At 67.5% G+C, this 12,045-nt stretch carries 9 protein-coding genes; 3 read left to right on the forward strand and 6 right to left on the reverse strand.

What is annotated here, in order from left to right:
- On the reverse strand, positions 1 to 2,099 hold a 2,099-nt coding region (locus ABZT87_RS17230; protein ID WP_355136516.1), incomplete at its 3' end, for a glycoside hydrolase family 2 TIM barrel-domain containing protein.
- Between the two features lie 311 nt (positions 2,100 to 2,410).
- Between ABZT87_RS17230 and ABZT87_RS17235 the strand changes: the two genes are divergently transcribed.
- Positions 2,411 to 2,650, forward strand: a complete 240-nt coding sequence (locus ABZT87_RS17235) for an integrase core domain-containing protein (RefSeq protein WP_355136518.1) — start codon at positions 2,411 to 2,413, stop codon at positions 2,648 to 2,650.
- A 468-nt stretch (positions 2,651 to 3,118) separates the two neighbouring features.
- Here the strand turns inward: ABZT87_RS17235 and ABZT87_RS17240 are convergent, their stop codons facing one another.
- The 4 genes from ABZT87_RS17240 to ABZT87_RS17255 all read right to left on the reverse strand — a co-directional run bounded on the left by ABZT87_RS17240 (position 3,119) and on the right by ABZT87_RS17255 (position 9,102).
- Positions 3,119 to 3,508, reverse strand: coding sequence for an OsmC family protein (locus ABZT87_RS17240; protein ID WP_354855674.1), 390 nt, complete (start codon positions 3,506 to 3,508; stop codon positions 3,119 to 3,121).
- A 302-nt stretch (positions 3,509 to 3,810) separates the two neighbouring features.
- Entirely contained in the window at positions 3,811 to 5,790 is a 1,980-nt protein-coding gene (locus tag ABZT87_RS17245; protein ID WP_355136520.1) for a pre-toxin TG domain-containing protein, read from the reverse strand.
- 4 nt (positions 5,791 to 5,794) lie between these two features.
- Positions 5,795 to 8,677, reverse strand: a complete 2,883-nt coding sequence (locus ABZT87_RS17250; protein ID WP_355136522.1) for a hypothetical protein — start codon at positions 8,675 to 8,677, stop codon at positions 5,795 to 5,797.
- A gap of 158 nt (positions 8,678 to 8,835) precedes the next feature.
- On the reverse strand, positions 8,836 to 9,102 hold the full coding sequence (locus tag ABZT87_RS17255) for an RICIN domain-containing protein (protein ID WP_355136524.1): 267 nt from the start codon (positions 9,100 to 9,102) through the stop codon (positions 8,836 to 8,838).
- 162 nt (positions 9,103 to 9,264) lie between these two features.
- Here ABZT87_RS17255 and ABZT87_RS17260 point away from each other — a divergent pair, with 162 nt between their 5' ends.
- The gene (locus ABZT87_RS17260; protein ID WP_355136526.1) at positions 9,265 to 9,687 is read left to right on the forward strand and encodes a hypothetical protein; all 423 of its coding nucleotides are present in this window, start codon (positions 9,265 to 9,267) and stop codon (positions 9,685 to 9,687) included.
- Between the two features lie 127 nt (positions 9,688 to 9,814).
- Positions 9,815 to 10,180: a hypothetical protein gene (locus ABZT87_RS17265; protein ID WP_355136528.1), complete on the forward strand. Its 366-nt coding sequence runs from the start codon at positions 9,815 to 9,817 to the stop codon at positions 10,178 to 10,180.
- 573 nt (positions 10,181 to 10,753) lie between these two features.
- Here the strand turns inward: ABZT87_RS17265 and ABZT87_RS17270 are convergent.
- Positions 10,754 to 12,028 (reverse strand): DUF1479 domain-containing protein, encoded by a 1,275-nt coding sequence (locus ABZT87_RS17270; protein WP_354855669.1) that lies wholly within the window; start codon positions 12,026 to 12,028, stop codon positions 10,754 to 10,756.
- Between the last annotated feature and the right edge of the window lie 17 nt (positions 12,029 to 12,045).

Here is a 12,045-nt window from a genome sequence, read left to right on the forward strand (position 1 = left end):
GTGCCGGTCGGGCTGTCGAGCCGGGCGGTCCAGGTGAAGCCCACCGAGGTGTTGGTGAAGTCGTCGTTGAAGACGGTGATGTTGCGGGTCACAGTGGCGTTGCGGGCGTAGCTGGGTACCGCCTGCGGCAGCGGGAAGGTGCCGTTCGAGTCCGAATTGCCGGAGGCGGACCAGTAGGGGAGGTCGACCGCGGCCACCGGGTTGAACGCCGCCTGCACGCGCTGGATCTGTGCGTTGCTCCACGGGTCGGTCAGATTGTCCGCGCCGTAGACCGGGCGAGTGCCCTCCTCCGTGGTGAAGTCGGTGGTTCTCACGCCCGGCACCACGCTGGCCCAGGCAGACAGCAGCGTGTAGGGGCGCAGGTCGCTGGCGTCCTTGCCGCGCTTGGCAGCAGTTGCGGTGGCGAACCACGTGAAGCCCTGCCTGGTGCTGCAGGCGGGCCAGATGTACTCGCCTTCGCCGTCCGGACGCCCGGAATTGCGATTCAGGGCCTCGCCGTACCGGCCGACACCGTCCAGGTAGTGCGCGAAAATGGCGAAGTTGGAGTAGTTCATGGCCGGGTACCGGCTGGCCGAGTCCGCGCCCGGAGCGGCGTCGATGCTGATCGGCCGGGTGCCGTCGTTGCCGTTCATCGCCGCGTACAGGTCCTGTTGGAACTGCTGCGAGTCGTTGTTGTTGAAGCTGGGCTCGTTGATCTGGCTCCAGCGGATGATCGCCGGATGGTTGCGGTCGCGCAGGGTCAGCGCACGAGCGTGGGCCACCATGTTGTTGCGTCCGGACACGAAGTCCTGGGCACCGCTGCGGATGGCGGTCTCGTCGATGACCATCAGGCCCATCTCGTCGGCCACGTCGAGCATGTACGGGCTGGCCGGTTCCATGTGCATGCGTACCACGTTGTAGTTGAGACGCTGGTAGTTGTTCACCGCCTCGGGCCAGCCGCCGTTGCCAGACGACGGCGGCAGGAAGCCGGGCAGGGTGTCGTACGCGTCGCCCTTCCCGCCGTAGTTGACCCGGTCGTAGTCGGCGCCCTGCAGGCTGTCGCCTCGGAAGTTCACCCGCACGCCGTTGAGGTAGTAGTACTCGCCGTTCTGCGTGCTCTCCCGGAACCCGAAGCGGTACGTGGCGTCACTGGTGCGGCCGTCGTCAACGGTGGCGTGGATCGCCAGGCGGTGCAGTTGGGGCCGGTATCCGGACCGGTACGGCACATTGGGCCACCAGTACGAGGTGGTGCCGAGGTCCCACGCCACGGGGCCCACCGTGACCTTCGCCGTCGAACGGGCCGCCACCGTCACGGTCCGCTGCGGCAGCTGCGGGTAGCTGAAAGAGCCCGCGCCGTCGGACGCGAGCGACCCGCTGAGGGCGACCGTTCTGGTCGCGGCCGAGGAGTTGGTTACCGACACGTCGTAGCTGAGGGTGCGGTTCGCCACCGAGGTACGGACGAACGCGTCGCTGACATACACCGCCGGGTACACCCGCAGGGACGCGGACCGGTAAATGCCCTGCGGTATCGCCTCGGACCAGTCGGCCGCCACCGGGACCAGGTACTTGCCGTCGGACGACTTCAACGCACCGCGGCCCTTCACCTGCACGCTGATCGTATGGGTGGTGCCCGGTGCGGCGTAGCCACTGATGTCGAAGTTCGACGGGGTGAACGCCGTTGTCTGGGTCGCGACCACGCGGCCGTCGACGGAGAGTGTCGCCTGGTGGTTGACGGCGCCGAACTCGATCCAGGTCGACTGCGGCTGCCCCGAGTCCGGCACGGTGATGCTGCGCGAGTACACCGCCTCGTTCACCTCGGTGAAGCCCTGCTTGTACCAGCCGCCACCAGGCACCGTGATCGAGGTCGTTCCCCGACCCGAGGGCGTGAAGCTCCACGTCCCGCTCAGATCGACCGAGGCGATCGCGCCGTTACCGGCCGCCACACCGTCAAGTCCGGCGGCCGCGACACTCTGCGTCGCGGCCGGCGCGGCCAGGGCCGAACCGGGGGTCGCCAGGGTCAGGCCGCCCAGCGTCAGGGTCAGGCCGAGCGCCACGGTCGCGGCCAGCCCTCTGGCCGGCGCCGACAATCGGTCACCCCAGCGGACGTTCGTACGATGCACGGTAACCTCCTGCGACTCACCCGACAGCCGTATGACTCCGAGCCATGGCGTATGTGCCGGCTGTAGTCGAATCGATTCGACGATGCGCCGACGTCGTCGACCACCCGGGAGGGTGAACGCAGCCGACATGTAGATGTCATTAACCGGCAACACAGGCACTCAGTCAAGGATTTCGACTCATCTATCTTGTGCCGAAGTCTGAAACTCTATCAGTCCCGACAAAAGCCGCAGCAAAGGTAGGACGAAAGGCCCGTTGGCACCACCGTCGACGCATCGGCCTCCGACTGAAGCGCCTGCGGGATGATTAGGGCGTGTTGGTGCGCAGCGTCCGGACCGAGTGCACCGACCGGATGTTGATCTACAACGAACAGCACGCCCGCACGGTGCTCCGTGACTATGAGGACCACTTCGACTGGCACCGGCCACACCAGGGCCTGGAGCAGCATCCACCCGACTACGACCCCGGCGGCGCGGTCGTCGCGATCGACAAGCCGATCCGCCGGCGCCGCATCCTTGGTGGCCTCATCAACGAGTATCACAGGGCCGCTTGATCCGCTCACAAATCCGCAGCTCATAGCCTGCAACACAATTTTTGGCACGGTACAGGGCACCACCGTGTTCGCCGGATCACCGCGGTGGGCCCGGACCGGACCCTTTCGTACGTGGGTCAGATGAGCCTGGTCTGCTTCGCTGTTAGCGCCTGGTGGAGCGGGTCGCCGCGCATGACGTGGATGGTGCCAGGGTCGACGATCGGTGACGGTGCACCCTATGCAGCGCCGAGGGGGGGTGCCCTCGGCGGCGAGCTGGGCTACCAGCTCGTCCGCGGCCGCGCCTGGTCCGCTCGACCTGGTCCGGGTGGCAGAAGATGTGCGTCAGGAAGTAGTCGATGTGGGGGTGCGGGTGGAACGCGGTCAGCACCGGGACCCGGATGCCGAGGAGGCGCCCACCCATGCCCCTTTTAGCCTCTCCTCGCGCGATGCCCGGCGTGACCGCTGGTGATGTGAGAGTCGAGAGGCGTGTCAGCTTCTTTGTACCGTGGTCCCGGCTCGAATCGCCCGCGGTATCTCGGCGACATCGTCGACACGATCCAGCAGCGTGGCAAGTTCGTCGCCGGACGCGGGCGAGCTCAACTCGACCTGGTAGGTGATGCCGCTGGATATCCACGTCTGCGTGTCGAAACCTCCCTCGGCCGATACACGTACCCCGTCGATCCGGATGCCGAGTTCGCCTGCCTCCCGATATATGTCGTTCAGGACGCAGCCAGCCGCGGCGAGGTGCAACAGGTGTGCCCCGGTGAAGTCCGCCTCGACCGTGACGCCCTCAGGTGTCCAGCGGTGAGGGAACCCGATCGCACCACCGTCATCTGATCTGAACGAGCCGGCGCCGACCACGACCGCGAATCGCTCCACCGGTTGCCCCTGTCCGCTTTGCCTCACCCGACCGGCTCATTGTCGCCCGTCACCAGCATCACCACCAGATACCGAGACATCCGCTTCTAGCCGCGATCCGGCGCGAGCGCGACCACCCCAGCGGTGACGGATTGTAGTCGGCAGGGCGGTCCGTCATGCGACATGGGAAGGTGCTCGACAGACGTCGTCGCCCCTTCTGGAGCGTCGACCTCTGTACGCTCCAGCCGTACCTGCTTGTGCATTTGGACCCGTACGCCGACAGGACTGGTTGGCTGCCGGATGGGGCCTGTTCGGTGGGGCTGCTACTTCGGCTGGCCGGTGGCGGGCACCGGGACGGCCTGGCCGGGCACGCCGCGGGGGAGCAGGGGAGCCGGGCCCAGCAGGTGCTCCGGCGGCACGTGGATGCGCAGGCTGTTGGACAGGTCGACCAGCTCCTTCTGCGTCACATTCATTCCGAGCACCTCGAAGTTGTAGCCCAGTCCCGTGAGCTGCTCCTGCATGTTCCCCACCGGCACATCCCTGGGAAGTACACCGAAGACCTTTGTGTCCTTCGGGGAGACCCGCACCGGCAGGAACTCCTCACCGACCTGGACCACTGCCGCGGTACCGTCCTCATTGGCCGCCAGCCGCTCGATGTCGCGGCGGACCTGCCCGCCCTCCTCGCTTAGCACGACCTCACGCTCGATCCTGTCCAGGGCCGCGTCGACCTCGTCGGCCCTGGTGGGGAACTTTTCGCCGCGCAGCCGGGCCCGGTTGTTGCGGGCGCGCAGCACGTCACGGGCGTACGCGCGCAGCTCGGCGCGCTCAGCCTGGGACAGGGAACTGATGCCGCCGGAGGCGATCTTCAACTCCCGGGCGGCGTGCCTGCCTGCCTTGGCCTCGAAGATGGCGACGATGATCAGCTCACCGTTCTGCCGGTGGGCCAGGATGCCGTCGGTGAGCTGGCGTCCCGACGCGTCGCGGATCATGTGGCCCGGGATGAACTCCAGCGTCTGGGGCGCGGGGATGTGGATGCCCAGGGCACGCGCCCCGGCGGGATCACGCAGCCACGCCGCGATCCGCGCCTCCAGGAACTCCTCCAGCAGCTGCCCCTTCATCAGGTTAATGTTCGGGCCCTTCTCAACGACCCGCATCAGCGCCAGATGGTCCAGCTCGCTGAGCACTGCCGTGCCGCTGACGAGCTTCTTCAACGAGTCGGCGACGTACGTGGCGATGGACATGCCCCGCGGGCTGCCCCGCTTGACGCCCATCCTCTCCAGCGCGGTGACGGCCCTCGCCGCCAGCGCCGAATCGACCTTCTTTCCCGCCGCGATCAGGGTCCGGGCCTCGGAGATGGCGAGGCGCCCAGTGACGTCCTCGCTGACCTTCTCACCCGCAGCCAGGGCGAGGCTCCAGCGTGCGGCGCCGAGCCCGTACAGCCGCTCCATCCGCGCTGCGGTGTAGAGCGCCCGACCGCCCTTGACGAACCGGGAGGCGAACGGCAGCAGCACGCCCGCGGCGATGATGCACCGGTCGACCTCGGTCAGCTCGTAGCCGAAGATGTCGTACCCGAAGGCCGCCTCGAAGATCGCAACCGCGGTGCCGACGACCGGGATGAGGGCGATGCCGAACTCGACGACCTCCAGCACCGCCGGACGGTGTTCGACGGGCAGCGGGAAGGAATTGGTGTCGGTGGGCTGCTGCTGGGCTATCCGCAGCGTGACCAGCAGGTCCTGGCGCTGTGCCAGCATCCGGCTCATACCCTCGGCCGCGGGCAGGGTGAGAAAGTCGTCGTCGCCCTGGTGCGCCATCACCCACGCGGCCAGGGTCGCCGCAATGGCGTCGAGGGCGTCGGGAACAGAAGGCGTGGGAGGCACCGGAGATCCTGGCACCGCCGATGCCCGGTCGTGTTCCTGTACCAGCAGTACGCGCTTGCGGGTGCGATCGACGACCAGGTGCGTGGGCATGGTGGCGCGTTCGCGCAGCATCCGCATCAGCGCCAGGTATTCGTTGTTCTTGGCGGTGAAGGCTTCCGGGGTCAGCTCACGGCGGCGCAGCGGGGCTGCCGCCTGCCGCCGCGCGGTGACCTTCCACAGCTCCGGGCCGGAGAGACCGCCCTCCTTGCGATGCTCGTATGCGGCAAGGGAGTCAGGCCGCCGAGCGAGATCTTCGGCCATGATGGCGACCCCGCCGCGCAGCACGGCCAGCTCGAAGGCGCTCGCCCTGCCGCCGGTCATGCCGGCCTCGAACTCGACACGAGCCGAGGTCAGCATTCGCCGGTAGGGGCCCAGGTCGATGGCCATCGAGTCAGGCTGGGTAGACGGGGAGTTCGGGGCCTTCCTGCAACCACACCAGCGTGGTCGGCACGGTGAACTCCCACGGGCTGCCCTCGGGCAACGCGCCGGCCAGGTCGTCGGTCTGCGCCCGCACCTCGTCGGCGACCGACTTGTACAGCGGGTCGTCGATGGTTGGCGGCTCGCCGCCGAGCCAGACCCGGTCGGCCAGCCGAGGGCTCCTGCGAGCCAGGAAGTACGCGACCGCCAGGTTGTATGCGGGCGACACCGGGACCACCACCCTGGCCGCGCCTGCCTGCTTGAACTGGGCGAACAACGGGTCGATGTCGGAGCGGTTGCTGGCCTCGGTCCACTTGGTCTTGCGGCCCCAGAAGTACGGATAAAACAGGTAGGTCATCTGCGGCCAGTCGAAGGCCTGTTCGAAGAACTGGATGACCGGGCCCTCTGCCATCGCCTCGTACACGTCGACCTCGGGCAGCTTCGCCGGGGCGTCCGCCGGGTCCGTCATCGCGTTGTAGTCGCTGAGGTGACTGCCGGTCATCATGGTGACACACAGCTTCTTTAGCTCGGTGCGCTCGATCTCCCGATTGGTGGCCGGGTTACGGCCCTGGATCACCACGGCCCCCTCCGGCGCGCCGGCCTGGGCCACCTTCTGGTCGTACGCCGTCTTCATGGCCAGGTAGGCTGTGCTGATCTTCTCGAAGGTTTTGTTCTGCCAGTCCTGCAGGTGCGCGTCGTTCCGGTAGCAGTTGATGCCGACGTTGACCGAGTACGCGTTGATGTCGTACCCGATGCAGCTGACCGCCATGGGCCCTGTCGGGTTGTCGAAGGTCTCCGAGGACTGCGCCCACCCCAGGGTGTGCACTCCGCCCTGCTTGACCGCGGTGCTGGCGATGAGTTCGGCGGCGTCGTCACCGATTTGGATCGAGAACCGTGGCCCGCCGACCACGTAGATCAGCGACACGTTGGCGATGTAGTAGATCATGGTGTAGCCGTCCGGCACGACCAGGTCCTTGAGCATCTTCGATACGGTCTTGCCGTTGTCGACGCCACTCTGCTCGAACGACGTCGCCGCGTACGTCCATTCCAGCGGCGGCGTGGTGATTCCCTGGGCGTTGTAGCGGCTGGCGAACGTCTGGTAGTTCGACTCGTCGAGGTCGGCGGCGGTCAGCGGCTGGTTCTTAGCGTTGACGAGCGGTATCGGCGGCTCAGCGCCCACCACGGTCTTCGGCCGCAGCTGCGAGGCGAGCCAATAGGCCGCCGGCTGCGGCACGATGAACTCCAGCATCAGCCGCCGGCCGTAGTTGTAGACCTGTGCCCGGTAGCGCTTGTCCACCCAGCGGTAGACGCCGGTGATGTGCGCGGCGCCCTGGGCGTTGTCGACGCCGTGGGTATTGGTCTCCTCGACCTCGTGGAAGGTCTTGGTGGTGCGCTCGGTCTTCACCTTCTTCTGAATCTTTGTGACGGAGCGGTCGACCACATCGCGGGCGAAGTTCGAGCTGCTTCTGGTCGACTCCTGCTTGGATGTCGCGTAGGCGAAGTCGCCGTGCGCGGTGGTGACGACCGGCCCGAAGGCGGCGGTCACCGTCACTCCGGCCTGCACGCTCATGTCCTCCTTGACGGTTCGGTCCGCCTCCTTCTTCAGCTCGAACCGGTCGGTGGACTGCTGGTCACGCTCGGTCTCGTTCACCTCCTCCGACGACTCGAAGTAAGTGGTCTCGACCCGGTCCAGCATGCGGTGCACCCGCTCGCGGTGCTCGCCCTTGAGCACGTTCTCTATGTGTGCAACTTCTCCCGGGGCGTACCCGAGCAGGGTCTGCTTGACCACCTTCAGGTCGCCGACGCCCAGTGGCCGGATCCGGCCGCTGACATCCACGTCGGGGCTGGTGCCCGGGTCGGGGTCGGCATCGAAGATCGGCGGGAGGTCCAGGCCCGGCGCGATGGTGCCCACGTCGTGCAGATCGAGCGTGCCCGACAGCGCCCGGAATTCGCGCCGCAGCGCCGGGTCGTCACGCAGAGCGTCCACCCTCCGCAGCAGCGTGGTCAGGTGCGTTTGAGCGGTCGCGGTCGCCGTCGGAACCGCGGTGGCCTCCCCGATCCGTAGACGGGCCGCGACGCTCCGCGCTTCCTCGGGCAGGTTGCCATCGAATATCCGGGCCATGCTCGCCACGCGTCCCAGCGTGATCCGGTTGCGGAACACGTCGCCGTGCTGGGTTGGCTCCTCCGACAGCACCCGCTCGCGGATTGGCGCGGCGTTCGCCCGTACGGCGTCCAGCAGTGTGCGGGTCGCCGCGACCTCCCGCAGAAGCGCGCGGACCGGCTCGTCGGACACCTCGGCGTGCCCTGCCACCGAGGCGGAGCCGCGCCAGCGTGTGGTCTCGGGCGCCTCGACGACCGCGAGCTCCGCGGGCACAACCGGGGTGGCGCCCAGCGCGGTCACCGCGTCGGCGGCGGTGGTTGCCGCGTCGGCGCGCCACAGTGCGGCGAAGTGCAGTGCCCGCAGCGCGGCCGTCGGCGTCTCCAGGTCGGGTCCGGCCGCCGGGCCCTGACGATACGCCCGGTACAGCGCGTCCCAAGCCGTCCCGGCCAGCTCGGCGGCATCGCGGTCGGCCAAGGCGCGCACGTCACGCAGTTCCGCGTCCGCGTCGCCCAGCGGGTCGCCGCCGGGCTGCGCGCCGAAGTGGTCGGCCAGCGCGCGGGCCGCTTCGGCCAGCGCGGCCAGCCGCGGGTCCGGGTGCCGCGTGGACTCGCCATCATCGTTGCCGGCGAGCGACCCGCCGCCGGGGGCTCTGCGCTGGTCGGTGATCAGGCCGAGGGCCGCCTCACGTTGCCCGACCAGTTGCGGCGGACGTACAGCGACGAACTTGAAGGCATCGACGGTCTGACTGTCTGGCATAAGTCTGTTGTAGGACGTCGCGACGCGTGCGCACAGTGTCTGTCGGATAGCGGCCTCGCCGAGCCGACAACGGGCGAGGTCACCAGCGACGTGGACGGCACTGCCTGTCGTGCTCGACGGCCTTTCGCGATGATACTGACCGACCTGCTCGGAACGGCTCAGGTGCCAGGAATGACGCGCCGCCGATGGTTGGCGAGGCTCAGGTCGGACCACTGCGTGACGGGTACTCCATCGGCGGTGGACCGATCGGACACCTCGAGGACCTTGTCGCTGTGCCGGCCGTGCAGGGCGAAGGCGCCGAAGCCGGCCCAGGCGAGCCGCCACTGCTGGTTCGCTGCGCCGAGCCAGTCCCACTGCGTCACCCGGGCGCCGTCGGCGGTGGAGACGCCACTGACGTCGACCACCTTGTCATGCACACTGATCATCCCGCAGCCCTTGATCCCGATCTTCTTCCCTAGACAAGAAGAATGATCAATCAAGGGCTGCGGCCATGATCAGCCGGGGTCGATACAAACCAACCCCAGGTTAAAGATCAAGCTAGTACCCGCACCGTGGGCAGTTCGGGGATGGTGCACTACCGGCGGGCGGTGGACTGGGACATGTTGCCGGACCTGGCCGGCTTCTACAGCACCTTCGCCTCCCGGGACGGGGCCGTGCCGTCCTACGTCGGCGGGATCACCAATGATGGCTTCGCCGACCCCAATCCGCAGAACGCATTCACAGATCTCGGGACCACCGGACTATTTTCAGACTTCGGGCCAGAAAACACCGGGGCTCTGATCGATCTGAAGCTTGGCAGCTTTGAGCCGGGGCAGTCCAAGGCGTTCGACATCTACTACGGCGTTGACCACCTCGCAGGCCGCCGCACTAACGGCCGTGACCAACGTGGACAGACGCACCGTTGTACGCGTTCGGCAAGCCCGGCACGCCAGACGGGAAAGCGCAGGGCACGCCGTTCACCGCGATACTCGCCGTCGACGGCCGGGACATTGGCGCGTCGCCAAGGCTGACCTGGTCCCCGTCCGGGGAGGGCTCGCAACTGGCGACCGTCCCCGGCGCCCGGCGGGAGAGACGATGACAACACCACCAGCGTCCCGGAAACCAGGCCAACATCGGCGCTGGTGGCCGATCCTCGCCGTGCTCCTCACGATCGTGGTAGTGATTTGCGCCTGTGCCGTCGGCTGGGTACGACAGTTCGGCGGTCCGCTGACGGAGCGTGACCACAGTGCGGAATCGTTCGTAGTGGAGAATCATCTGGAGTTCGAGCTGACGGTTGAGGAGACGGGCGGCGTCCCCATCACCCATAGCGTGTTTGCCACGAGCTCGGCATTGATCCCGCTGCGAAGCAGTTGCGAGCGGTTGATGCGGCTGGTGGCCCGAGATCCGGCCGGTCGAGAGATCGCCAGTCTCGATGACCCGCTGTGTGAGCCGCGTACCTGGGTAATCGAGGCCGACGGCTGGACGCAACTGCTGCATGAGCGCCGCTGGCCCTACCCTGGATAGTGCGCGCTCAGCCCGGCCGCAGTGGCCGCCAGTTCGTCTGGAGCGATTGATGTGCCGCGGCTCGCGGCGGTGCCTTCGCTGGCCCCGGGGGACACCGGACGCCCCAGCACCGCGGACCCGTCGGTCTACAGACCGGTGGTTGGAGCCGCTGGCGGTCGTGCAAGACAAAAGTTCGTCCGGACTTCTTGGCACGAGAAGCGCTTGACGATCCGCGGTAACGAGCCCGGTAGCGGAGGGGATCGCCATAGGTGGATGAGGCGGTGATCCACGGCATGGAGCGGCATTTGTGTCCGCCGTTCTTGTCCCCTTCTAGGAATGTTTCAACCTATCCCGGCACGGCGTGACAGAATCGTTGTAAAACTGGGGGTCAAGGGGTCGTCGGTTCGAATCCGGCCGTCCCGACAGAGAAAAAGCCCTGACCAGCGGAAACGCTGGTCAGGGCTTTAAGTTTGTCCATGGGATTTTGAACCGCCGGCGTGCCCGCTGACGCCTCCATCCTCGTTGTGGGTCCGGATGCCGATCAACGGCGCAGATCCCAGGGGCCGGAAAGAGTCGTGCAGCGTTCGTGGATGTCTAGGCGATTCCGAGGCCGCGGCGGCCGGTTTCGTTGAGGTCTTCGGGCTGGAAGCGGTTGGGCCATTCGCGCTCGTAGTCCTCGGCGGGGAAGTCCGAAGGGCTCGATCCGCTGAGGAACGCCTCGCGGACGTTGGCGGCGTACTTCTCGTTGCGGGGGCACCACGGTGCGGCGGGGATGTACATGACGTTGCCCCAGCCCTTCTGCGACTCGACCGGCGCGACACTATGGATCATGTCGGCGTGCCACCAGACCGAGTCACCGGCCTGCACGTCGGGGATGCCGGCCAGTGCCTCCATGAGCGGAGCGTGCCACTTGTGGCCAGCCGGGAAGACCTGGTTGACGGTGACGCCACACATGTCGTCGTCGGGGACGTCAGACAGCAGCGGGCGCAGCATCAGGTACGCCATAGCCTCGGGAATCGGCACGGTGTGCAGCACGCCCTGGTCGTGGGCCATGTCAGACAGGGCGGTCCAGCCCTGGAAGGTGCGGAATGCCGAGCACATGGTGGTGCCGGGGTACTGCGGGCCGTCGGTGCGGTGCGCGGCGTCCCACGGGTCGTACTGTTCGACGCTGCCGTCGAACAGGTGCCGGAACGCCTGCTGGTAGGCCCTGGTCATCCACAGGTCCAGGGTGCCGGGGTCGAGGTGGGTGCCTAGGCCGGCGGAGTCGGCGCCCTCGGGGCGGCGGCGGATGCGGTCGGGGTAAAGCGAATCCCTGTTCGGGTCGAACCACTGCACGCCGTCAGACTCCGACTTCCACTGGCTGTTGAGGAAGGCCTGGACGGCCGCCATCCGGTCGCTCTGGCGGGCCTGCATCTGTGCGGGCGACCAGTAGATCGGGTAGATCTCGGGCTTGGAGCCGACGCTGCCGAAGAAGTCGTCGCCGGGGCCGCGGTAGTTCTCGAAGAAGTTGTTGCTCTCGACGTAGTCGACGATGTCCTGGTCCCACGCGAGGGCCTGGTCGCGGTCGAAGTGGCCACGCACGACCAGGCAGCCGCGGCGGCGCAGCAGGTCGAGTTGCCCGGCGGTGACGGTGCAGTTCGCGATGTCGGCGTAGTCGATGACCGGCCAGACGCTCTCGCCGCGACGGCGGGCGGCGTTGATGTCATCGACGGCGGCCTGGACCCGCTGTTCGACGACGGCGAAAACCTCATCGACCGTACGCCCGGAGGCCTCGATCCGGGCGCGCAGCGCGGCCTTGATCTCCCGGGTGGCCGCTTTGAGGTCGGCGGGGGTCTGCTCCCAGTGCGGCAGTGTGGTGCTGGTCGACACGGCGTCTCCTTCTAGTT

The sequence above is a fragment of the Micromonospora sp. NPDC005237 genome, assembly GCF_040607775.1.
Classification (GTDB): Bacteria; Actinomycetota; Actinomycetes; order Mycobacteriales; family Micromonosporaceae; genus Micromonospora.